General features: G+C 71.8%; 22 protein-coding genes and 1 tRNA gene. 13 read left to right on the top strand and 10 right to left on the bottom strand.

The features are described from left to right. Positions 1-59 precede the first annotated feature (59 nt). Positions 60-1,484 carry a cysteine--tRNA ligase gene (cysS, locus tag GJR97_RS10505; protein WP_324613389.1) on the top strand — a complete coding sequence of 475 codons (1,425 nt, stop codon included), beginning with the start codon at positions 60-62 and terminating at the stop codon, positions 1,482-1,484. After that, positions 1,481-2,497 (top strand): 23S rRNA (guanosine(2251)-2'-O)-methyltransferase RlmB, encoded by a 1,017-nt coding sequence (gene rlmB, locus GJR97_RS10500; protein WP_154346440.1) that lies wholly within the window; start codon positions 1,481-1,483, stop codon positions 2,495-2,497. The genes cysS and rlmB overlap by 4 nt, the downstream gene beginning before the upstream one ends. A gap of 48 nt (positions 2,498-2,545) precedes the next feature. Here rlmB and GJR97_RS10495 read toward each other — a convergent pair whose 3' ends face one another. Further along, positions 2,546-3,862, bottom strand: a complete 1,317-nt coding sequence (locus GJR97_RS10495) for a DUF4032 domain-containing protein (RefSeq protein ID WP_154346439.1) — start codon at positions 3,860-3,862, stop codon at positions 2,546-2,548. 76 nt (positions 3,863-3,938) lie between these two features. Beyond that, the gene (locus GJR97_RS10490) at positions 3,939-5,039 is read right to left on the bottom strand and encodes an ABC transporter ATP-binding protein (protein ID WP_154346438.1); all 1,101 of its coding nucleotides are present in this window, start codon (positions 5,037-5,039) and stop codon (positions 3,939-3,941) included. A 274-nt stretch (positions 5,040-5,313) separates the two neighbouring features. Here GJR97_RS10490 and GJR97_RS10485 point away from each other — a divergent pair, with 274 nt between their 5' ends. The 3 genes from GJR97_RS10485 to GJR97_RS10475 all read left to right on the top strand — a co-directional run bounded on the left by GJR97_RS10485 (position 5,314) and on the right by GJR97_RS10475 (position 7,502). Then, complete coding sequence (locus GJR97_RS10485; RefSeq protein ID WP_154346437.1) at positions 5,314-6,234, top strand: DsbA family protein; 921 nt, start codon at positions 5,314-5,316, stop codon at positions 6,232-6,234. A gap of 92 nt (positions 6,235-6,326) precedes the next feature. Continuing rightward, a tRNA-Thr gene (locus tag GJR97_RS10480) sits at positions 6,327-6,399 on the top strand. 56 nt (positions 6,400-6,455) lie between these two features. After that, positions 6,456-7,502 carry a DMT family transporter gene (locus GJR97_RS10475; RefSeq protein WP_195760672.1) on the top strand — a complete coding sequence of 349 codons (1,047 nt, stop codon included), beginning with the start codon at positions 6,456-6,458 and terminating at the stop codon, positions 7,500-7,502. On the opposite strand, the gene GJR97_RS10470 is transcribed toward GJR97_RS10475, so the two are convergent. Beyond that, a complete protein-coding gene (locus GJR97_RS10470; protein WP_324613388.1) occupies positions 7,486-8,037 on the bottom strand; it encodes a nitroreductase family protein in 552 nt (183 codons plus the stop codon). The two genes, GJR97_RS10475 and GJR97_RS10470, sit on opposite strands and share 17 nt — an antisense overlap. 2 nt (positions 8,038-8,039) lie before the next feature. After that, positions 8,040-8,441 carry a peptide-methionine (R)-S-oxide reductase MsrB gene (gene msrB / locus GJR97_RS10465; RefSeq protein ID WP_154346435.1) on the bottom strand — a complete coding sequence of 134 codons (402 nt, stop codon included), beginning with the start codon at positions 8,439-8,441 and terminating at the stop codon, positions 8,040-8,042. A 218-nt stretch (positions 8,442-8,659) separates the two neighbouring features. Here msrB and GJR97_RS10460 point away from each other — a divergent pair, with 218 nt between their 5' ends. From GJR97_RS10460 to groL, 4 genes are all read left to right on the top strand, one after another. After that, positions 8,660-8,929 (top strand): DUF3263 domain-containing protein, encoded by a 270-nt coding sequence (locus GJR97_RS10460; protein WP_154346434.1) that lies wholly within the window; start codon positions 8,660-8,662, stop codon positions 8,927-8,929. Positions 8,930-8,953: 24 nt separating this feature from the next. Next, positions 8,954-9,496 carry a LytR C-terminal domain-containing protein gene (locus GJR97_RS10455; RefSeq protein ID WP_154346433.1) on the top strand — a complete coding sequence of 181 codons (543 nt, stop codon included), beginning with the start codon at positions 8,954-8,956 and terminating at the stop codon, positions 9,494-9,496. Positions 9,497-9,707: 211 nt separating this feature from the next. Then, positions 9,708-9,911 (top strand): cold-shock protein, encoded by a 204-nt coding sequence (locus GJR97_RS10450; RefSeq protein ID WP_067948690.1) that lies wholly within the window; start codon positions 9,708-9,710, stop codon positions 9,909-9,911. A 182-nt stretch (positions 9,912-10,093) separates the two neighbouring features. Continuing rightward, a complete protein-coding gene (groL, locus tag GJR97_RS10445) occupies positions 10,094-11,713 on the top strand; it encodes a chaperonin GroEL (protein WP_154346432.1) in 1,620 nt (539 codons plus the stop codon). Positions 11,714-11,834: 121 nt separating this feature from the next. Here the strand turns inward: groL and GJR97_RS10440 are convergent, their stop codons facing one another. From GJR97_RS10440 to GJR97_RS10430, 3 genes are all read right to left on the bottom strand, one after another. After that, positions 11,835-12,125, bottom strand: coding sequence for a WXG100 family type VII secretion target (locus tag GJR97_RS10440; protein WP_154346431.1), 291 nt, complete (start codon positions 12,123-12,125; stop codon positions 11,835-11,837). A gap of 132 nt (positions 12,126-12,257) precedes the next feature. Continuing rightward, positions 12,258-14,084 carry a sensor histidine kinase gene (locus tag GJR97_RS10435; protein ID WP_154346430.1) on the bottom strand — a complete coding sequence of 609 codons (1,827 nt, stop codon included), beginning with the start codon at positions 14,082-14,084 and terminating at the stop codon, positions 12,258-12,260. Between the two features lie 41 nt (positions 14,085-14,125). Further along, the gene (locus GJR97_RS10430) at positions 14,126-14,815 is read right to left on the bottom strand and encodes a response regulator transcription factor (RefSeq protein ID WP_154346429.1); all 690 of its coding nucleotides are present in this window, start codon (positions 14,813-14,815) and stop codon (positions 14,126-14,128) included. 112 nt (positions 14,816-14,927) lie between these two features. On the opposite strand from GJR97_RS10430, the gene GJR97_RS10425 reads away from it, so the two are divergent. The 4 genes from GJR97_RS10425 to GJR97_RS10410 all read left to right on the top strand — a co-directional run bounded on the left by GJR97_RS10425 (position 14,928) and on the right by GJR97_RS10410 (position 18,631). Beyond that, a complete protein-coding gene (locus GJR97_RS10425) occupies positions 14,928-16,163 on the top strand; it encodes an NAD(P)/FAD-dependent oxidoreductase (RefSeq protein WP_154346428.1) in 1,236 nt (411 codons plus the stop codon). Between the two features lie 5 nt (positions 16,164-16,168). Beyond that, positions 16,169-17,044, top strand: coding sequence for a dihydropteroate synthase (gene folP, locus GJR97_RS10420; protein ID WP_154346901.1), 876 nt, complete (start codon positions 16,169-16,171; stop codon positions 17,042-17,044). Next, positions 17,041-17,796, top strand: coding sequence for a pyrimidine reductase family protein (locus GJR97_RS10415; protein WP_324613387.1), 756 nt, complete (start codon positions 17,041-17,043; stop codon positions 17,794-17,796). The genes folP and GJR97_RS10415 overlap by 4 nt, the downstream gene beginning before the upstream one ends. A 103-nt stretch (positions 17,797-17,899) precedes the next feature. Then, positions 17,900-18,631: a Pr6Pr family membrane protein gene (locus tag GJR97_RS10410; protein WP_324613386.1), complete on the top strand. Its 732-nt coding sequence runs from the start codon at positions 17,900-17,902 to the stop codon at positions 18,629-18,631. Between the two features lie 7 nt (positions 18,632-18,638). On the opposite strand, the gene GJR97_RS10405 is transcribed toward GJR97_RS10410, so the two are convergent. From GJR97_RS10405 to GJR97_RS10395, 3 genes are all read right to left on the bottom strand, one after another. Continuing rightward, entirely contained in the window at positions 18,639-20,282 is a 1,644-nt protein-coding gene (locus tag GJR97_RS10405) for a DNA repair helicase XPB (protein WP_154346427.1), read from the bottom strand. A gap of 91 nt (positions 20,283-20,373) precedes the next feature. After that, positions 20,374-22,248: a helicase-associated domain-containing protein gene (locus GJR97_RS10400; RefSeq protein ID WP_154346426.1), complete on the bottom strand. Its 1,875-nt coding sequence runs from the start codon at positions 22,246-22,248 to the stop codon at positions 20,374-20,376. Positions 22,249-22,253: 5 nt separating this feature from the next. Further along, positions 22,254-22,529: a hypothetical protein gene (locus GJR97_RS10395; protein WP_242492281.1), complete on the bottom strand. Its 276-nt coding sequence runs from the start codon at positions 22,527-22,529 to the stop codon at positions 22,254-22,256. Positions 22,530-22,555 lie beyond the last annotated feature (26 nt).

Here is a 22,555-nt window from a genome sequence, read left to right as displayed (position 1 = left end):
TCCCGATCGCAGCGTCGCGCGAGCCGTTCTCCGAGCTGGCGCGCCGGTACGCTTGACCCGTGACCGTGCGACTCCACGATTCGAAGGCCCAGGCCCTGCGTGACTTCGTGCCCCTCGAGGAGGGGCACGTCGGCATGTACGTCTGCGGACCGACCGTGCAGTCGAGCCCCCACATCGGGCACCTCCGGAGCGCGCTCGTCTACGACATCATGCGTCGCTGGTTCGTGGCGAGCGGGTACGCGGTCACGTTCGTCCGCAACGTCACCGACATCGACGACAAGATCCTGAACGCCGCCGCCGAGGAGGGCATCGGCGAGCAGTGGTGGTCGCTCGCGTACCGGGTCGAGCTCGAGTTCACCGCCGCCTACAACGCGCTCGGCATCCTGCCGCCCACGTACGAGCCGCGGGCGACCGCGAGCGTCACGCAGATGCAGCGCATCATCCAGCGGCTCATCGATCGCGGGCACGCCTACCCGGCGCCCGACGGCTCCGGCGACGTCTACTTCGACACCGGCAGCTGGCCGACCTACGGCGAGCTGACCCGGCAGGCGCGCGAGAACATGGAGGCGGCCGCCGACTCCGACCCGCGCGGCAAGCGCGACCCGCGCGACTTCGCCCTCTGGAAGGGGCACAAGCCGACCGAGCCGCGCTCGGCCGGATGGGAGTCGCCGTGGGGCCCCGGTCGTCCCGGATGGCACATCGAGTGCTCGGCGATGGCCGCGCGCTACCTCGGCGCGGAGTTCGACATCCACGGGGGCGGCCTCGACCTGCGCTTCCCGCACCACGAGAACGAGCTCGCCCAGTCCACCGCGGCCGGCGACGGCTTCGCGCGCTACTGGGTGCACAACGGCCTCGTGAACGTCGGCGGCCAGAAGATGTCGAAGTCGCTCGGCAACTCGGTGTACGCGCACGAGCTGACGGCGCTCGCCTCGCCGCTCGCGGTCCGATACCTGCTCGGGCAGGCGCACTACCGATCGACACTCGACTACTCGGCCGACTCGCTCGCCGAGTCCGAGGCGGCGGTCGACCGCATCCGGACCTTCCTCACGCGCGTCGAACGGCGCCTCGCCGGAACCCGCTACGCCGAAGGGGGTGCGGATGCGACGTGGCCGGACCAGTTCGCGGAGGCAATGGACGACGACCTCGGCGTGCCGCAGGCGCTCGCCGTGCTGCACGAGACCGTGCGCGCCGGCAACCAGGCCCTCGACGGCGAGGACCTCGCGACCGCCGCCGACCTGCGCGGGCAGGTGCTCGCGATGGTCCGGGTGCTCGGCATCGACCCGACGGACCGGCTCTGGGCGACGGATGCCGGGCCCGCGGCGACCGCGCTCGACACGCTCGTCGCCCGGCTCATCGAGGATCGCCGCGCTGCGCGCGCGTCGAAGGACTGGGCCGCCGCCGATCGCATCCGGGCCGAGCTCGCCGATGCCGGCATCACCATCGAAGACAGCCAGACCGGAACGCATTGGAGCCTCACCTCATGAAGGGCAGCAGCGGAAAGCCTCGCGCGGGAGCCGTGCGCAAGAAGGGCAAGGGCCAGAAGGTCGGGACCGGCGGCCACAGCCGCAAGGCCCTCGAGGGCAAGGGCCCGACGCCGAAGGCCGAGGATCGTCCGTACCACCAGGCGCACAAGCGCAAGGCGGCCGCCGAGCGCGCCGCGGCGAAGTCCGGCGGGCGCGGCGGGCAGCGGCCCGGCGCCCCGCGCGGTGCGTCGGGTGCGGCGCGCCGGTCGAAGTCGGGCGACGAGTCCGAGATCGTGACCGGGCGCAACGCCGTCGTCGAGGCCCTCCGCTCCCGGATCCCGGCCACGACGCTGTACGTCGCCGCCCGGATCGAGATGGACGACCGCGTCAAGGAGGCGCTCAAGGTCGCCACCAACCGCGGCATCGCCGTCCTCGAGGTCATGCGCCCCGAGCTCGACCGGCTGGCCGGCGAGGGCGGAGTGCACCAGGGGATCGCGCTCAAGGTCCCGCCGTACGAGTACGCGCACCCGGTCGACCTGCTCGACGAGGTCGTCGACTCGGGCGAGACGCCGCTGTTCGTCGCGCTGGACGGCGTGACCGACCCGCGCAACCTCGGCGCGATCATCCGCTCGACCGCCGCCTTCGGGGGGCAGGGCGTCATCGTGCCGCAGCGTCGGTCGGTCGGGGTGACCGCGTCCGCGTGGAAGACGTCGGCGGGCGCCGCCGCACGCGTGCCCGTCGCGATGGCGTCGAACCTCACGCAGACGCTGAAGGCGCTGAAGGAGCGCGGCGTGTTCGTGCTCGGCCTCGACGGCGGCGGCGACGTGTCGCTGCCGGGCCTCGACTTCGCCGACCGACCGATCGTGGTCGTCGTCGGCTCCGAGGGCAAGGGCCTCTCGCGCCTGGTCACCGAGACCTGCGACGCGGTGGTGTCGATTCCCATCTCGGCGGCGACCGAGTCGCTGAACGCGGGCATCGCGGCATCCGTCACGCTCTACGAGATCTCCAAGCTGCGCGCCGGATCCGCGGAATAGCCCGCGACGTCGGACGTCGGAGGCGCCGGGGCGTGGCCGCCCGGCGCCTCAGACCTTGAGCCGCCAGTCGCCCTCGTCGTCAGGGTCGTGCACGGCGATCGCCGCGGTGTCGGGCGCGACCGCCGGGAGCTCCGCAGTGATCGCCTCCGTGGGCGGGCCGATCACGGTCGCCTCGTCTCGGCGGTGGCGCAGCACGTCGTTGATGTACGCCGTGAGGGCCTCGGCGAGGGGGATGTCGCGGCCCTCGGTCTGCGCCATGTACCACCGGTGCTCGAGCATCTCGTGGAACACCTCGGCCGGCTCGAGCTTGCCGCGCAACTCCTGCGGCACCGCGCGGACGACGGGCTCGAAGACCCGCATGAGCCACTCGTGCGCGACCATCTCCTCGTCCTCGTCCCGACGGTAGGTGGCACGGTACGAGTCGAGGTCGTTGAGCAGTCGGCGCGCCTGGTTCTCGCCGGCGTCGAGGCCCGTGAGCCGCAGGAGCCGGCGCTGGTGATGCCCGGCGTCCACCACCTTCGGCTGGATGCGCAGCGTGGTACCGGTGGTGTCCGTGCGGATGGCGAGTTCTTCGATGTCGAAGCCGAGGTCGTTCAGCCGGTTCACGCGTTCGTTGATCCGCCAGCGCTCCGCGACGCCGAAGGACTCGCTGCCCGTGAGCTCGCTCCAGAGCTTGCGGTAGGCGTCGACGATGCCGTCCGAGATCCGCACGGGGTCGAGTTCGTCGGCGACGCGTCCGCCTGCCTCGAGGTCGAGCAGTTCGCCCGCGATGTTGACGCGGGCGATCTCGAGGTCGTTCTCGCGCTGTCCGTTGGAGAGCCCGCCCTCGTAGAGCTTGCCGGTCTCGGCGTCGACGAGGTAGGCCGCGAAAGCGCCGGCATCGCGCCGGAACAGCGTGTTGGAGAGCGAGACGTCGCCCCAGAAGAAGCCGATGATGTGCAGGCGGACCAGCAGCACGGCCAGCGCGTCCACGAGTCGCGTGGCCGTGTCGGGCCGGAGGGTCTGCGAGAACAGCGCACGGTACGGTAGCGAGAACCTGAGGTGGCGCGTGACGAGCACGGGCGCGAGGGCCTCTCCGTCGGCGTCCGTCCGGTTCGTGATGACGGCCACGGGCTCGACGCACGGGATCTCGAGGCGCTGCAGCGTCCGGAGCATCTCGTACTCGCCCTTGGCCATCTCGGCCGTCGTCTCCTTGATGGCCACGACGTGTCCGCTGAGGTGGGCGAAGCGCACGAGGTGCCGGGAGATGCCCTTGGGGAGCGCGGCGATGTGCTCGCTGGGCCAGGCCTCGAGCGGGAGATCCCACGGGAGGTCGAGCAGGGCCGGGTCGGTCATCGCCGACGTGATCGAGAGAGTGCCGCTCATCAGCCCCAGCGTAGCGGGGAACGACGAAGCCGGCCGGGCCGAGGGCCCGACCGGCTTCGTGGACGACCGGAGTCGATCAGCTGGCGACTGCCTCCTTGAGCAGGCGCTCGCCAGACTCGGCGTCGAAGACGTGCACGTGCTTCGGGGTCGGCAGCAGGTAGACCGTGTCGCCCGCGAACGGGTGGCTGCGACCGTCGACGCGCGCGACGATGTCGGTGCGCTTGCCCTCGATCTCGGAGTGGCCGTAGAGGTAGCCGTCGGCGCCGAGCTCCTCGACGAGGTCGACCTTCACCTCGAGGCCCTCGCCGGGCGTGTTCGAGACCTGGATGTCCTCGGGGCGGACACCCACGGTCACGACGTTGCTCGAGGCGGTCGCGAGCGCTTCGCGCTGCACGTCCACCGTGGCGGTGCCGAACTTGATGCCGCCCTCGACGAGCTCCGCGTGGAACAGGTTCATGGCGGGCGATCCGATGAAGCCGGCGACGAACACGTTGCTCGGCCGCTCGTACAGCTCGCGCGGGGTGCCGACCTGCTGGAGGACGCCGTCCTTCAGGACCGCGATGCGGTCGCCCATGGTGAGCGCCTCGGTCTGGTCGTGGGTGACGTAGACCGTGGTGACGCCGAGGCGGCGCTGCAGCGAGGCGATCTGGGTGCGGGTCTGGACACGGAGCTTGGCGTCGAGGTTCGACAGCGGCTCGTCCATGAGGAACACCTGGGGCTGGCGGACGATCGCGCGGCCCATGGCGACGCGCTGGCGCTGGCCGCCCGAGAGCGCCTTGGGCTTGCGGTTGAGGTACGGCTCGAGGTCGAGCAGCTTCGCGGCCTCGAGGACGCGCGCAGCGCGCTCCTCCTTGCCGACGCCCGCGATCTTGAGCGCGAAGCCCATGTTCTCCGCGACGGTCATGTGCGGGTACAGCGCGTAGTTCTGGAAGACCATCGCGATGTCGCGGTCCTTCGGCGGAACATCGGTGACGTTGCGGTCGCCGATGAAGATGTTCCCGTCGTTGACCTCTTCGAGGCCGGCGAGCATTCGGAGCGACGTGGACTTGCCGCAGCCGGAGGGACCGACGAGGACGAGGAACTCGCCGTCTGCGATCTCGAGGTCGAGCTGGTCGACGGCGGGACGGGTGCCACCCGGGTACAGGCGGGTGGCCTTGTCGAACGTGACTGACGCCATGGTTCTGTTCTCCTTCACCGGCAGGTACGTGCCGGACGATCCGTTGTGAATGGAAACGTCGACTTCGATGTCGACGCCTCCTCAGTATGCCATGGGTGCGCCGGTCGTCCGTCATCGTGACGTCCGCACCCCCCCTGCGGGCGGGTGGGGCGGATGCCCCGTCCGGCCCGCGTCCGGGCGTCGTTTGGACGATTCCCAGTGATCGCTCCTACACTCTTCGGTGCGTGCGCCCGCATGCGCGCGCGCCCCCACAGCGACCCGGAGTTGACCCACGATGAGCACTGGCGGATCAGAGCCACGCCCCACCCGCAACCAACGCCGAGAGGCCGCCCGCGAGAAGGCCCGCGTCCTTCGGGAGGAGCAGCGCAAGCGCGACCGTCGGAACAAGTTCCTCATCCAGGGCGGTGTCGTGCTGGCGATCGTCGCGGTCGCGGCGCTGATCGGCGGCCTGATCTTCAACAGCGTCCGCCCCGAGGGCCCCGGTCCGCAGAACATGGCGAGCGACGGCATCCTCCTCGTCGGCGGCGAGGGCGGCATCGAGGCCGTGGAGACCCCGGCGATCCCCGCCGGAGGGGAGCCGACCGCCACGGTGCCCGACGAGAGCGGCACGGTCGCCAACGTCGTCGTCTACGTCGACTACCTGTGCCCGTTCTGCGGTCAGTTCGAGACGACCAACTCCGCGACCATGCGCACCATGGTCGAGCAGGGCGCAGCGACCCTCGAGATCCACCCGATCGCGATCCTCACGAACAAGTCCGCCGGCACGCAGTACTCGCTCCGCGCCGCGAACGCCGCCGCATGCGTGGCGGAGGAGTCGCCCGAGGCGTTCTTCGACTTCAACGCGCTCATGTTCGAGAACCAGCCCGAGGAACTCACCGCTGGGCTCACGAACGACGAGATCAAGGACATCGCCGCGCAGGCCGGCGCCGCCTCCTCGGTGGACTCCTGCATCGACGACACCCGGTTCAAGAGCTGGGTGCAGGATGCCACGGAGCGGGCGCTCACCCAGCCGATCCCGAACTCCGAGCTCGCGTCGGTGACGGGCACGCCCACCGTGCTGGTCAACGGCAAGCAGTACGTCGGTTCGCTCGAGGACCCTGCCGAGTTCCAGGCGTTCGTCCTGCAGGCCACCGGCGAGAGCTACTCGGAGTCGGAGGCCACCCCGACCCCGACCCCGACGCCCGAGGCGGGCTGACCCGACCGCGATCGCGCTGCGCGGGCCCGGCCGCCGGCCGGGCCTTCGCCGTGCGTGCCTGACCCGCGCATCGGTAGGATGTCAGGGTCCCTGCCGGCTTGGCGCAATTGGTAGCGCACCGCTCTTGTAAAGCGGTGGTTACGGGTTCGAGTCCCGTAGCCGGCTCGATGTCGAGATCCTCCCGCGGCCCGGAGCCGAGCCCGGCGCCATCCCGTCCCGCCGTGCCCGCCGACCGGGACCGCGCCCACCACCACGCGCACGCCGAGTCCTCCCGGATGCCGATGTGGGCGGCCATCGCGCTCACGATCGTGACGGGCGGCCTGGTCGCGCTGCAGTCGCGGGTCAACGGCGAGCTCGCGCGCGAGCTCGCCGACTTCTCGGTCGCCGCGGCGATCTCGTTCGGCTCGGGCCTGGCGATCCTCGTGCTGCTCGCGGCCGTCTGGCCCGAGGGGCGACGGGGGCTGGTGCGCCTGCGCGGCGCGCTGCGGGCCGGCCGACTGGCGTGGTGGATGCTCCTGGGCGGCGTCGCCGGCGCCTGGTTCGTGGCGACCCAGGGGCTCGCGGCGGGCGTGCTCGGCGTGGCGCTGTTCACGGTGGCGTTCGTCGCGGGGCAGACCCTCGGCGGCGTCGTCTTCGACGCGATCGGGCTGGGGCCGGGCGGCCGCCGGCCGCTCAGCCCGACCCGCATCGCGGGGGCCGCACTGGCGCTCGTCGCCATCGGCTGGGCGGTGTCCGCCCAGGTCGCCGGGGCCGTGCCGATCTGGCTCATGCTGCTGCCGTTCTCGGCCGGCATCGGGGCGTCCTGGCAGCAGGCGATGAACGGCCGCGTCCGCACGGCGTCCGCGAGCGCGCTCGCGGCGACGCTCATGAACTTCCTGGTGGGCACCGCGGTGCTGGTCGTCGTGATGCTCGCGCACGCGGCATCCGTCGGCTGGCCCATCGCGTTCCCGACGGCCCCGTGGCTCTACGCGGGCGGCGCCATCGGGTGCGTGTTCATCGCAGCGCAGGCGGTGCTGGTCCGGCGAGTGGGCGTGCTCGTGCTCGCGCTCGGCCTCGTTGCCGGCCAGCTCGCGGCCGCGCTCGCGCTCGACCTGCTGCTGCCGACCTCGGCGCGGCCCGTCGGCTTCGCGACGGTCGGCGGGACCGTGCTCGCGCTCGTCGCCGTCGCGCTCGCGAGCATCCGCTGGCGCCCCGCGCGGCACCTCGCCGCCGAGGCGGGACCGACGGTGACGACCGAGGAGGCCGGCGAGGTCACGTCAGGGCGGTGAACCGCTCCGCGACGGGGGACCCGGCGCGACGCTGCGGTCGGTCGGCCGTGCTGCGGCCGCCGACGTAGAGCCAGCCGAGCAGGTGCTCGTGGTCGGCGAGGCCGTGCATCCGCGCCACCGCCGGATGGCGCGTGAACGGTCCCGTGCGCCACATGACGCCCCACCCGGCGTCGTCGAGCAGCAGGGCGAGAAGGTGCCCGACGCCGGCCGCGGACACCTCCTGCTCCCAGGCCGGGACCTTCGGGTGCGGTCGCGCGATCGCGACCAGCGCGAGCAGCAGGGGGGCGCGCAGCGGCTTGGCCGCGAGCTTCGCCGCGGCGGCGCCGTCGAATCCGGACGCCTCGACGAGCGCTTCCCCGAGACGGGCCCGGGCGTCGCCGCGCAGTGCGATCACGCGCCACGGCGCGAGGGCGGCGTGATCGGCGACGGTCGACGCGGCCTCGAGCAGCGAGACCAGTTCGGCATCGCTCGGCGCGTCATCCGTCACCTTCGGCCAGGAGCGACGTGCCAGGACGGCGTCGCGGGCGGCGCCCACGCTCAGGACTCGGGCGTGAACTCGAGTGCGATCGAGTTCATGCAGTAGCGGTCGCCGGTCGGGGTGCCGAAGCCGTCGGGGAAGACGTGGCCGAGGTGCGAGCCGCAGTTCGCGCAGCGAACCTCGGTGCGCATCATGCCGAGCGACGTGTCCTCGATGAGCTCGACCGCCTCGGGTCGCACCGACTCGTAGAAGCTCGGCCAGCCGCAGCCGGAGTCGAACTTGGTGCCCGACTTGAACAGCTCGCTGCTGCACGCGGCGCATGCGTAGATCCCGGCGCGCTCCTCGTCGAGCAGCTCGCCCGTCCACGGGCGCTCGGTCGCGGCCTCGCGGAGCACGGCGTACTGCTCGTCGTCGAGCTGGGCGCGCCACTCGTCGTCGGACTTGTCCACCTGGTACGTCATGCAGTCTCCTCGGGGTCGGATGGGCGTCTCCCATCGTCGCAGCTTTGCCGGACGTCGAGTGCAACGTGTCCCGGAGCGACGGTGTTCCCGGCGGCTGCGCCGCAGCCGGTCGAGGACGGCAGCGGGTCCCGCATCCGGGCCGCGCCGACGTGCGGGGCGGGCTCCCGGCATCCGCTCCCTAGGATGTGGTCGACGGCGGATGCGGGAAGCGAGGCGCGATGGACGCGAATGGGCTCGACGAGGTGCAGCGCGACATCCTCGCCTTCGAATCGCGGCCGTGGCGCGACCCCGCGCGGAAGGCCGACGCCATCCGCGACGAACTCGGACTCTCCGCGGCCCGGTACTATCGGCTCCTCGGCGCGCTCGTCGACTCGCCGGCCGCCCTGCGGTTCGACCCGATGCTCATCGGTCGCCTGCAGCGGCAGCGCGACGCACGTGCGCAGTCGCGTGCGCGCCGAACCATCCCGACCGCCCGGCCGCTCGCCTGAGCGCCCCGACCGACTGGACGACAGGTGCAGAAGTTCCCCCGCGACCGGTTCGATTCGATCCCGCACGGCATGGACCGGGTCGGCGCCCACCGCGCCCCGGCCCGCCGCGGGCGCCGCTGGGTGACCTTCGCGTGGGCCGCGCTCGCGACCGTCGTGCTGGCCGGGGCGGGCATCGCCGCCGTCGCGGCGTACAACCAGCGACTCGACTTCGACGACACCGCCCTGCCGACGGCGCCGGCCTCGGCCGTGCCGACCGCGGAGCCCACCCTCGCCCCGGACGTGACCGTCGCGGTCCTGAACGGCACGACGACGAGCGGCCTCGCCGCGCGGGCGGGCGAGGTGCTCACCGCCGCGGGCGTTCCCGTCGGCATCACCACGAACGCCGACCGCTCGGACATCGAGCAGACCGTCGTGTACTACGCGTCGGCCGACCTCGAGGGCGCCGCCCGAGGCGTGGCGCAGCAGCTCCCCGAGGCCGAGGTGCGGCTGTCCGAGGAGTTCGGCGAGGAGGGCATGCAGCTCGTGGTCGTCCTGGGTGCGGATTACGCGGACGCCGTCGCCGAATGACCCGTCGGCGAATCGTTGCCATTCTGCGACCATTCGCGGCGCCGGAGCCCTTGTGCGGGGCCGCCACCCCGTGAGTATCTAGAAACGGCCGCTCGAACACCCGTGTGAGCACCCGACGCCGGTCCCCGTCGTCGACGTCGGCACGACGACGGCCCGGTACAGCCGAAGGCACGTGCTGACTTCGATACACACGGCAACATGGGAGCAACGCATGGCGAACGGAACCGTGAAGTGGTTCAACGCTGAAAAGGGATACGGATTCATCACCGTCGACGGCGGGGGGCAGGACGTCTTCGTCCACTACTCCGCCATCGACATGGCCGGCTACAAGGTCCTCGAAGAGGGTCAGCAGGTGACCTTCGAGGTGGGCTCGGGCTCGAAGGGCCCGCAGGCCGAGGCGGTCCGCCCCGCCTGAGTTCGATTCTTCGGAAGCGCCGCCGGATGCCCCCGGCGGCGCTTCCGCATGTCCGCGTGCCCGGGCCGGGCGTCGCCTCGCTTGCACTCGACGCATGCGAGTGCCAGAATCGGTTTAGCACTCAGTCGATTCGAGTGCTAACCCACGGTTCTTAGACGTCCGGGAAGGGACGAGAGACACACATGGCAAAGATCATTGCTTTCGATGAGGAGGCCCGCCGTGGCCTCGAGCGTGGCCTCAACACGCTCGCCGACGCGGTCAAGGTGACCCTCGGCCCGCGCGGCCGCAACGTCGTGCTCGAGAAGAAGTGGGGCGCCCCCACCATCACGAACGACGGCGTGTCGATCGCCAAGGAGATCGAGCTCGACGACCCGTACGAGAAGATCGGTGCGGAGCTCGTCAAGGAGGTCGCGAAGAAGACCGACGACGTCGCCGGCGACGGAACCACGACCTCGGTCGTGCTCGCCCAGGCGCTCGTCCGCGAGGGCCTCCGGAACGTCGCGGCAGGCGCCGACCCCATCTCGCTCAAGCGCGGCATCGAGAAGGCCGTCTCGGCCGTCTCCGAGGAGCTCCTCGCCACCGCCAAGGAGGTCGAGACCAAGGACGAGATCGCCGCGACCGCGTCCATCTCGGCCGCCGACCCGCAGATCGGCGAGATCATCGCCGAGGCGATCGACAAGGTCGGCAAGGAGGGCGTCGTCACCGTCGAGGAGTCGAACACCTTCGGCACCGAGCTCGAGCTGACCGAGGGCATGCGCTTCGACAAGGGCTACCTGTCGGCGTACTTCGTCACCGACCCGGAGCGCCAGGAGGCGGTCTTCGAGGACCCGTACATCCTCATCGCCAACCAGAAGATCTCGAACATCAAGGACCTGCTCCCGATCGTCGACAAGGTGATCCAGTCGGGCAAGCAGCTCCTGATCATCGCCGAGGACGTCGACGGCGAGGCCCTGGCCACGCTCGTCGTGAACAAGATCCGCGGCATCTTCAAGTCGGTCGCCGTCAAGGCGCCGGGCTTCGGCGACCGCCGCAAGGCCCAGCTCCAGGACATCGCGATCCTCACCGGCGGCCAGGTCATCTCCGAGGAGGTCGGCCTCAAGCTCGAGAACGCCACCCTCGACCTGCTCGGCCAGGCGCGCAAGGTCGTCATCACCAAGGACGAGACCACCATCGTCGAGGGCGCTGGCGACCCCGACCAGATCGCGGGCCGCGTCGCCCAGATCCGCTCGGAGATCGACAACACCGACTCGGACTACGACCGCGAGAAGCTCCAGGAGCGCCTCGCGAAGCTCGCCGGCGGCGTCGCCGTCATCAAGGCGGGCGCGGCCACCGAGGTCGAGCTCAAGGAGCGCAAGCACCGCATCGAGGACGCCGTCCGCAACGCGAAGGCCGCCGTCGAGGAGGGCATCGTCGCCGGTGGCGGCGTGGCGCTCATCCAGGCCGGCAAGGTCGCCTTCGGCAAGCTCGAGCTCTCGGGCGACGAGGCGACCGGCGCGAACATCGTCAAGGTCGCGATCGAGGCTCCGCTCAAGCAGATCGCCCTCAACGCCGGCCTCGAGCCGGGCGTCGTCGCGAACAAGGTCTCGGAGCTCCCCGCGGGCCACGGCCTCAACGCCGCGACCGGCGAGTACGGCGACCTCCTCGCGCAGGGCATCATCGACCCCGCCAAGGTGACCCGCTCGGCGCTGCAGAACGCCGCGTCGATCGCCGGCCTCTTCCTCACCACCGAGGCCGTCGTCGCCGACAAGCCGGAGAAGGCTGCGCCGGTTCCCGCCGACCCGACGGGCGGCATGGACTTCTAGTCCCTCGCGGACCCTCGGGTCCGCACCGCGGCAGCAGCCGCACCGACGCGCGAAGGGCGCCTCCTCCGGGAGGCGCCCTTCGTCGTGCGGGGCGAGGACCGCTCGGGCCCGAGCACCGCGGTCAGCGCACGAACAGGCGGGCGTTCGCCTGTTCGGCGTCGGCGTACTGCATCGCGGCTGCGCCGAGTGCCTGGTTCAGGCCCGCGAGGCTGTGCTCGACGTGCTGCTGCGTCAGTCGCCAGTCGGCCACGGCGGCCTGGAACGCGGACGACGCCTGACCCGACCACGAGGCCTGCAGCCCCGTGAGCTGGGCCAGCAGTGCGGCCACCTCGGACTGGATCCGCCCGATCGTGCCCTGCATGCTCTGCGTCGCCGCGTGCACCTGCTCGCTGTCGACCTGGTACCTCGTCATGGTCATCCCTCCGGTTCGTGATGGACGCGACCGTACGCTGTCGTCACCCGATCGGAGGGGCTCCGGCCTCCACGCCGGGGCGCGGCCACGTCCGCGGTCGTGTGGAGGACGAGTCCGCGAGTGCGGCGAGGCTCAGGAGTGGGAGACCCGCTGGGGGGCTGCGCCAGAGCCGGCGAGGGGGAGCGACACGCGGAAGGTCGCGCCGCCGCCGGGCGTCTCGACGACGTCGACGTGACCGTTGTGCGCCGAGACGATGGAGGACACGATCGCGAGGCCCAGGCCCGATCCGCCCGTCTCGCGCGTGCGCGAGGTGTCGGCGCGCCAGAATCGCTGGAAGATCTTCTCGCGGATCTGGGGTGGGATGCCCTCGCCGTGGTCGACGATCTCGAGGAGCGCCCGCTCGGCGTCGTCGTCGACCGAGATGCGGATCTCGATGGGGCTCTCGACCGGCGTGAAGCGGATCGCGTTGCCCATCAGGTTCGTGATCACCTGGCGGACCTTGTTCTCCTCGGCGAGCACGATCGCCCGGCGCACCGGCACGACCTCCGCCGACGCTGCGGCAGGGCCGGACCCCAGGTCACGGCCGTCGCCGACTGCATCGGCGTCGACCGTCGCCGCGGCGCGCACCGAGCCGCCACGGCCCGATCGCGCCGCCGTCGTGGTGCGACCTCCACGGCGGCTCGAGCGGGCCGGGGCGCCGTCCTCGTCCGCCTGGTCGTTCGCCCTCCGGCCGCGCAGGCGGGCGAGCGTGGCTCCCGCGAACGCCATGGGGCCCGACGATCGCGTGGCGGCCGAGTCGAGGTCGACCTCGACATCTGCCGAGACGACCTCGGTCGACCCGGTCGCGATCGCCTCGGGCGCGATCACGGTCACGGTGCGTCCGGGGTTCGCCGCCATGGCGTCGAGCGCGGCGTCGCGCGCGAGGGGCACGAGGTCGACCTCGGCCAGGTCGAGCGGCTTCGCCTCGTCCAGGCGCGCCAGCGCGAGGAGGTCCTCGACGAGGCCGCCCATCCTCACGGCCTCCTTCTCGATGCGATCCATCGCCTGGGCCACGTCCTCCGGGTTCTGCAGGGCGCCCATTCGGTACAGCTCGGCGTACCCGCGCACGGAGACCAGCGGCGTGCGGAGCTCGTGCGAGGCATCCCCCACGAATCGCCGCATCTGGTCGATCGTCCGCGCGCGATCCCGGAACGCCCGGTCGATGCGGTTCAGCATCGTGTTCAGCGAGCGGTTCAGTCGCCCGACCTCCGTGTTCGGCGTCGCTCCTCCGAGACGCTGGCTGAAGTCGCCGTCGGCGATGGCGGCCGCCGTGGCCTCCACCTCGCGCAGCGGCGTGAACGTCGTCGTGACGAGCATCCGCGTCAGGAGCGCGCCGACGAGCACGACGCCGATGCCGAACCCGAGGAAGATCGTGAGGTACGCCGCGAGCAGCCGCTCGGTGTCCTGCGACGAGATCGCGATGAGGATCGGCGCGAGGTTGCCCTGGTCGTCGGCGTACATGACCGCGTAGACGCCGCGGAACGTCAGGTCGCCGTTGGCGTCGGGGAGCGAGAACACGCGGTAGCCGCCGCCCGCGTTCTGCGAGTAGACGTCGGCCTGCGTGAGCTGCTTGGGGATGAGGGGGAACACGCCCGGGTCGCGCGTGCCCCAGTTGTGCGCGAGGAACGTGCCCGAGTTCGCGTCGTAGATCGCGACGAAGACGTCATCGGAGGCGTTGAAGTCGAACGCCCCGCCGTCGGAGGCCGTCCCCCCGTCGCCGCGCGTGAGGTACTCGGAGATCTTGCTCGACGCGATCGACTCGAGCTTCGTCTCGAGCTGCGACTCCACGTACGACCTGAGCATCGCCGCCGTTCCGATTCCGGAGACCAGGAGGCCGAGCGTCAGCATGAGGACGGTGACGCCCGTGATCTTGGTGCGGAGCGAGATCCGGCTCCAACGGTCGGCGAGGGTCTGGTGCATGGCGGGCCGAGTCTACGGATCCTCCCTGTACCGGGCCTGTACTAGGACCTCGACTTCAGCATGTACCCGAAGCCGCGCTTGGTCTGGATGAGCGGCTCCGAGGAGTGCTGGTCGAGCTTGCGACGGAGGTACGAGATGTAGCTCTCGACGATGCCCGCGTCGCCGTTGAAGTCGTACTCCCACACGTGGTCGAGGATCTGCGCCTTCGACAGCACCCGGTTGGGGTTCAGCATCAGGTACCGCAGCAACTTGAACTCGGTGGGGGAGAGCTCGACGGGCGTGTCGCCGACGAGCACCTCGTGCGTGTCCTGGTCCATGGTGAGCTCGCCGGTGCGGATCACCGCGTCCTCCTCGGCGTGCATCGTACGGCGCAGGATGGCGCGGATGCGCGCGACGATCTCATCGAGGCTGAACGGCTTCGTGACGTAGTCGTCGCCGCCGACCGTGAGGCCCGTGATCTTGTCCTCCGTGTCGTCCTTCGCAGTGAGGAAGAGGATCGGCGCCGTGTAGCCGGCCGACCGCAACCGCTTGGTGACGCCGAAGCCGTTCATGTCGGGCAGCATGACGTCGAGGATGATCAGGTCGGGCTCCTCCTCGAGCACGGCCGAGATGGTCTGCGCGCCGTTGGCCACGGCGCGCACCGCGAAGCCGGCGAACCGGAGGCTCGTCGTCAGCAGGTCGCGGATGTTGGGCTCGTCGTCGACGATGAGGATGCGTGGTCCGTCGCTCATGCAACGATTCTGCTGCGCGTGGGCTGGAACTTGGCTGGGAATTGCTCGAACGCGGTGCGAGCGGATGCCCTGAGCCTTCGACGCTCGCGGGCGGCCGTGCAAGACTCGCGACATGGCACGCGAACGGGTGGTGGTCGTCGGTGGCGGCCTGACCGCGGCGCGCGCGGTCGAATCGATGCGCGAGCACGGGGTCGATGACGAGATCGTGGTGGTGACCGAGGAGCGGCGGAGGCCGTACGAACGGCCGCCGCTCTCGAAGGGGTACCTCGCCGGCGACGAACCGTCCGGTGCGATCTACCCGCTGGATGCCGCGTGGTACCGCGACCACGGCGTCGACCTGCGCCTCGGGGTGCGCGCCACCGAGCTCGACCCCGACGCGCGCACCCTCGCGACCGACGCGGGCGACCTCGGATGGGACCGGCTGCTCCTCGCGACCGGGTCCTCGCCCCGGCGGTTCGAGGGCCCAGGTGCGGGCCTCCGGGGGGTCCACGTGCTGCGGACCCTGCCCGACGCCACCCGCCTGCGGACGGCGCTCCGACGAGGCGACCGGCGCGTCGTCGTCATCGGCTCGAGCTGGATCGGCCTCGAGGTGGCCGCCGCCGCACGCGGCTACGGCGACGCCGTCACAGTGCTCGGACGCGGCGAGGCGCCCCTCGTCGGCGCCGTCGGGCGCGAGCTCGGCGGCATGTTCGCCGACCTGCACCGGGAGCACGGCGCCGACGTGCGCGACGGGGTCGCGGTCTCGGCCATCGACGGGGAGCGCGGTCGCGTGCGGGGCGTCGTGCTCTCGACGGGCGAGGAGGTGCCGGCCGACCTCGTCGTCGTCGGCATCGGCGCGACGCCGAACGTCGAGCTCGCGGCATCCGCTCGCCTCACGGTCGACGACGGCATCGTGACGGACGCCGCGTTCCGCACGAGCGCGGACGGCGTCTACGCCGCCGGCGACGTCGCGAACGTGCTCAACCCGACCCTCGGCCACCGGTTGCGCGTCGAGCACTGGGCCAATGCCGACGCGAGCGGGCGCGCGGTCGGGCGCGTGCTCGCGGGCGAGGAGGTGGAGTACGACGAGATCCCGTACTTCTACACCGACCAGTACGACCTCGGCATGGAGTACTCGGGCTACGGCGAGCTCGCCGACCGGGCGGATCTCGTCGTGCGCGGCGACCTCGCCGCACGCGAGTGCATCGCCTTCTGGGTCCTCGACGGGCGCGTCGTCGCCGGGATGAACGTGAACGTGTGGGACGTGAACGACGAGGTGCAACGGCTGATCCGCACGCGCGTGCCGGTCGATCCGGCCGTGCTCGCCGACGTCGAGGTGCCGCTCGCCGGGATCGGCGCCGCCGCGTGAGCGGCATGCTCCGGCGCATCGGCCCGCGCGAGTTCGACTTCGCCAGTCAGGTCGCGGTCATGGCGATCGTGAACCGCACACCCGACTCGTTCTACGACCGGGGGGCGACCTTCGCACTCGACCGCGCCGTCGAGGCCGCGCACGCGGCGGTGGCCGACGGCGCCGACTGGATCGACGTCGGCGGCGCGAAGTTCGCGCCCGGACCGCCCATCCCGGTCGACGAGGAGGCGGATCGCGTCGTTCCCGTGGTCGCGGCGCTCGCCGGATCGGGTGCCGTCGTCTCGGTCGACACCTTCCACCCCGAAGTCGCCCGCAGGGCCATCGCGGCCGGCGCGCACGTGATCAACGACACGACCGGGATCCACGACCCCGCCATGGCCGACGTCGTCGCCGACAGCGACGCGACGATCGTGATCACCCACAGCCTCGCCGCGCCGCGGACGCCGCACCCCATGCCCCGGTACGGAGACGTCGTCGCGGAGGTCGCCGCGTTCCTGCGCGATCGGATCGACCTCGCTCGCGCGCACGGACTGCCCGAGGAGCGCATCGTGATCGATCCGGGGCACGACCTGAACAAGAACACCCTGCACTCGCTCGAGCTCACCAGGCGCCTCGACGAGATCGCCGCGGTCGGGCCTCCGTTGCTCGTCGCGCTCTCCAACAAGGACTTCGTGGGCGAGAGCCTCGGGCGCCGGGACCGTCGCGATCGGCTCGCCGGTTCCCTCGCCGCCGCGGTCTACTGCATCGGGCGGGGCGCCCGCATCGTCCGGGTCCACAACGTGCGCGAGACCGTCGACGCGGTCCGGATGGTCGAGGCGATCGAGGGATGGCGCGAGCCGGCCTTCCTCGAGCACAACCTGCAGTCGGGCGGTCCGCAGTGAGCTCCGGGATCACGGGGGCCGACCGCGCGCCGTTCGACGCGGATCGGATGCACGCCGCGTACGCGGTCGACGTCGTCGACTCCGGCGGCGGCCCGGACGCCGTCTTCTGCCGGGTCAACATGATCGAGAGCCTCGACGGCGCGGCGAGCCTCGGCGGCCGCAGCGGCGGGCTCGGCGACCCCGAGGACCAGCGGCTGATGTCGGTGCTGCGCTCGCACGCCGACGTGGTGCTCGTCGGGTCGGGCACGGTCCGCGCCGAGGGCTACGGAGGTGCGGCGGTCATCGAGTCGGATGCCTCGTGGCGCGCCGCGCGCGGTCGGGACCCGCAGCCGCGCTTCGCGGTCGTGTCGTCGCGGCTCGGGCTCGAGCCGGGGCATCCGTTCTTCGCCGACGCGGTCGCGCGGCCGATCGTGGTCACGAGCGAGGCGGCACCGCGCGACCGGCGCGGCGCGCTCGCCCGGGTCGCCGACGTGGTCGTCGCGGGCGATCGCCGCGTCGACCTCGCGGGCGCCATGGCCGAACTCGGGCGGCGCGGCATGCGCTCGATCCTCTCGGAGGGCGGACCGGGCCTGCTCGGCGCCCTCGCCGAGGCGGACCTGGTCGACGAGCTGTGCGTGACGCTCAGCCCGGTGCTCGTCGGCGGCGCGGCTCCGCGGATCTCGGGCTCGGCCGAGGAGCAGCCGCGGACGATGCGACTGGTGCACGCCATCCCGGGCGAGCGCATGCTCTTCCTGCGATACGCACGAGGCTGAGCCTCCCGAGCCGGGGGACGCATTGACACGATCGGATGGCGCCGCCTAGCCTCTGCGTGCGGCGCGCGATCCGCCCGCTCGTTCGACCAGGAGAGGTGATGGGGTGAGCGTCGACGCCGCCGATCGGACCCGGGAGCAGCAGTGCCCGGACGAGGCCCTGCGCGTGAACGTCTGGGCGAGTCCGGCGTTCTGGTGGCGCGTGGCGATCGTGCTCGTCGTGCTGTGGGGCCTCGTCGCCGGCGAGCGACGGCTGGCGTACTTCACCACCCAGAGCAACGTGATCGTCTTCGCCTACTTCGCCGGCGCGCTGTACTGGATGGCGCGTCGCGGAACCGCGGCGGCGCCGGCGCCCGTGCTGCGGGGCGGCGTGACCACCTGGATCCTCACGACCATGGTCGTCTCGCATGTCCTGCTCAACCACTTCGAGAACCCGATCCCCGGCCTCTTCGTCGCCGACCCGACGGACGAGCTCGCGAATCGCGCGATCTTCGCCATGCACTACGTCGTGCCGCTCATGGTCCTCGTGGACTGGGTCGCGTTCGGCCCGCACCGCGTCGTGCGATGGCGGGATGCCGCGTGGTGGCTCGTCTACCCCGCCGCCTACGGGCTCGTCTTCCTGTGGCGCGCGCTCGCCCTGCCCGAGGTGCCCGACCGGTTCCCGTACCCGTTCCTCGACACCGACGCCCTCGGCCCCTTCGGATCGCTGCTCGAGATGCTCCGGGTCGTGGCCTACATCGCGGTGCTCGGGCTCGTCGTGATGGCCCTCGACCGGCTCGCCTGGTGGGTCGGTGAACGGCTGCGCCGCGCGCGGCGCCGTGCGGAGGCATCCGCCTGACCGCGACTCAGGCGGCCGCGAGGGCGTGCGCGTCGAGGATCGTGTAGCTGTAGCCCTGCTCGGCGAGGAACCGCTGGCGGTTCAGCGCGAAGTCCTGGTCGACCGTGTCGCGCGCGACGAGCGTGTAGAAGTTCGCCGAGAGACCCGACTCCTTGGGGCGGAGCAGGCGGCCGAGGCGCTGGGCCTCCTCCTGACGCGAACCGAAGGAGCCCGACACCTGGATCGCGACCGTGGCTTCGGGGAGGTCCACCGAGAAGTTCGCGACCTTCGACACCACCAGCACCGTTGTCCGTCCGTCGCGGAACTCCTGGAAGAGCCGCTCGCGCTCGTCGACCGGCGTGGCGCCCGTCAGCTGCGGCGCGCCGAGCGTCTCGGCGAGCTCGTCGATCTGGTCGAGGTACTGGCCGATCACGAGGATGCGCTCACCGGCGTGCTTGGCCACGAGTTCCTTGACGACTCCGAGCTTCGCGGGCGCGGTCGCGGCGAGGCGGTAGCGCTCGTCGTCGGCGGATGCCGCGTAGGCGAGCCGCTCGGACTGCGGCAGGTCGATGCGCACCTCGTAGCAGGCGGCGGGGGAGATGAAGCCCTGCGCCTCGATCTCCTTCCACGGCGCGTCGAACCGCTTGGGGCCGATCAGCGAGAACACGTCGCCTTCGCGGCCGTCCTCGCGGACGAGCGTCGCGGTGAGCCCCAGCCGGCGCCGCGCCTGCAGCTCGGCGGTGAGCTTGAAGACGGGCGCGGGAAGCAGGTGCACCTCGTCGTAGACCACGAGCCCCCAGTCGAGCGCGTCGAGGAGCGCGAGGTGCGCGTACTCGCCCTTCCGCTTGGCGGTGAGGATCTGGTAGGTCGCGATCGTGACCGGCTTGACCTCCTTGGTCTGGCCTGAGTACTCGCCGATCTCCTCGGCGGTGAGGCTCGTGCGGCGCAGCAGCTCGTCGCGCCACTGGCGTGCCGAGACGGTGTTCGTGACGAGGATGAGCGTCGTGGTCTTCGCGGTCGCCATGGCGCCCGCGCCGACGAGGGTCTTGCCCGCACCGCAGGGGAGCACGACGACGCCCGAGCCGCCCTCGAAGAAGTTGTCGACGGCCTTCTGCTGGTAGTCGCGCAGGTGCCAGTCGTCCTGTTCGAGGTCGATCTCGTGCGGCGTGCCGGGCGTGTAGCCCGCGAGGTCCTCGGCGGGCCACCCGAGCTTCACGAGCTCCTGCTTCAGCGCGCCGCGCGCCCAAGCCTCGACGAGGAAGCTCGTGTCGTCCACCCGCTCGGTGAGCAGCGGCGCGATGCGCTTCGCGCCCGCGACCTCGGTGAGCACCGCCAGGTCGTCGCTGCGGAGCCGCAGCGCGCCGTCGTCGGTGCGGTCGACCACGAGGCGGCCGTATCGGTCGACGGTCTCGCGCATGTCGACGGCGACCGTCTGCGGCACCGGGAACTTCGCGTAGCGCTCGAGCGTGCCCAGCATGTCGTCGGCCGTGTGGCCCGCCGCGCGTGCGTTCCACAGGCCGAGCCGCGTGATGCGGTACGTGTGGATGTGCTCGGGCGCACGCTCGAGCTCGGCGAAGATGGCGAGGTCGTGCCGCGCGTCCTCGGCGAGCGGGTTCGCCACCTCGAGGAGCACGGTGCGATCGCTCTGGACGATCAGGGGGCCGTCTGACATAGCGGACCAGTCTATCCCGGGTTTGCCGGGGTCGGCTCCGAGGGCGACGGATGCCTCGACCGCGACGACCCGGAACGTGCGCTCGCGGCGGTCAGCTGCCGGCGGGTGCCGGTGCGACCGAGGCGATCGCGGAGATCGGCAGTGTCCGCTCGATGTCGGACTTGCGGTCCCGGGCCCGGAGCCGGCCGTTCGCGACGCTCGCCGGGGCGAGGAGGTAGTCGGCCGTGTCGCCGCCGGGCATCCGGACGGTGACCGTCAGCGTCTCCTTCGCGCGCGCCGCCGCTTCGAGCTGTCTCGCGAGCCAGGCCTGTTCGGTGCCGCCCTCGGCGTCGGCTTCGGCGAGACGGTCGAGCAGTGCCTCGAGCGGATCGGTGCGCGGAGCCGGCGTCGGCGCGTGCCCGACGTGGTGCCGTCGGAGGCGCACGATCCGTCCCTCCGCATCCTCCGCGGCGACCGGATAGCGTGCGTCGCTCAGTCCCCAGAAGACCACGTCGGGAGGGAACCGCGACAGCAGGCGGTGCGCGCCGTCCTGTCGGAGTCCGAGCGACGAGAGGGACTGGTCGACGAGGAGGGTGCCGATCAGCTGCGGGTCGTCGGAACGCACGGACGCGCGCGCGGGGGCCTCCGACGCGTCGGCCGCACCGACCCGGACGGCCCCGAACCGCGCCGCCGACTCGCTCAGGAGGTAGGCGAGCGGCTGCGGGATCCCCGTCAGGGAGATCTCCTCGAGGAAGGCGCGGATGCCCTCCTCGCTGTCGCCGGCCGCGAGCGCGCGGTTGACGGATGCCGCGGTCACGCGGTAGCTCGACGCGAGGTCGCGACCCTCGACCTCCGCGAACGCCCGGAGCCGTGCGTCGAGGGAGGGTTCGAGCGGGCCGGGGGAGACGATCGTGAGGTCGTGCTGGACGTAGACCTTGTCGACCTGCTTCGGGAAGTGGCGGGAGAGGCGCCCTGCGGCACCGGCCAGGTCGCCCGAGAGCACGAGCGATGCCGTCTCGAGCGGTTCGCCGGCGACCGCGAGGCCGAGTGCCTCGGCATCCTCGAGGAGCCGGTCCATGCCGTCCCGGAGCCAGGCGCCGCCGCCGGGGTAGTACCAGGCCACGTCGTCCCGGATGGACGAGGAGCTCAGCGCCTCGCTGCGGCGGACGACCAGGTCGCGCAGCGGCGCGGGGATGCGTGCGCGCCAGGCCTCCGCGAGCCGGGTCCACCGGGAGCCCGTGCCGAGCATGATCCACTCGGCGCCCGCGTCGGACTCGAGCCAGACCGGGCCGTCGCGGACGATGAGCCCGGCCTCGATCGCACGGCGCACGAGTCGGGGGAACTCGTCGAGCTCGACCCCTGCGGCCTCGGCGAGGCGCTTCGCATCGGGCAGCGCGAAACCGCCCTTGGCGAGCTCGCGGGCCGGCTGCACGGCGAGCCCCGACAGCAGCTCGGCGGTCGCGGCGACGGTGCCGTGCGCCGTCTCGGCGGCCCGTCGATCGAGCAGGCCGGTGTCGGGACGATCACCGGGCACGGCCACCGGCGGCGCGTGCCCCGCGAGGGATTCGAGGCTCGGCAGGTCGTCGTCGAGCCGAGACTGCAGCCGTGCGGCGATCTCGGTCGGCACGTGGATGCGCTCTCCGTCGCGCAGCAGCAGGAGCCTCGCCTCGAGGCGCTCGAGCACCGGGGCGGGATCCGCGGCCAGTGCGTCGGCGAGGTCGTCGGCCCCGAGCCCGCGCAGTTCGTCGGCCAGGCGGTCGAGGTCGGTCCAACCGGCGTCGTCGGAGGTCGCCGCCGCGGCGGCGAGCAGGGCGAGCGATGGGCGCTCGAGACGATCGACGGCGTGATCGATGGAGTCGGTCGCGGTCAGTGCCTCGGCCAGGTCGAAGAGGTCCCGGACGCTCGAGTGATCGAGTTCGCGCACCGCCAGCGCGGCCGCGAGCCGCTCGCGCGGGATCGCGCGGAGGCTCGCGGCGAGCACCAGCATGGCAGTCAGTCCGTGCCCTGTCGGGACTCCCGAGAGCGGCGCACGCCGTTGACGATGAGCAGCGCGATCAGGAGGACGAAGCCGATGGGCAATCCGATGAGCGGCAGCACGAGCACGAACGGCCAGATCCCCTCGCTGAAGCCGTCGTCGGCGCCGACTCCGGAGAGCGTGCCGATCATGACCGCGAAGAAGGCGATGATCGAGAGCCCGACGGTCGCGGCGACCATGTAGGCGAGGATGCGCTCGAGACGATGGTCGGTGATCGGGCCCTGATTGCTCACGGTCCCAGAATAGGCCCCACGGCCGT

Source organism: Agromyces kandeliae, from assembly GCF_009674665.1.
Taxonomy (GTDB): Bacteria; Actinomycetota; Actinomycetes; order Actinomycetales; family Microbacteriaceae; genus Agromyces; species Agromyces kandeliae.
This window is presented reverse-complemented; position numbering and strand designations above follow the sequence as displayed.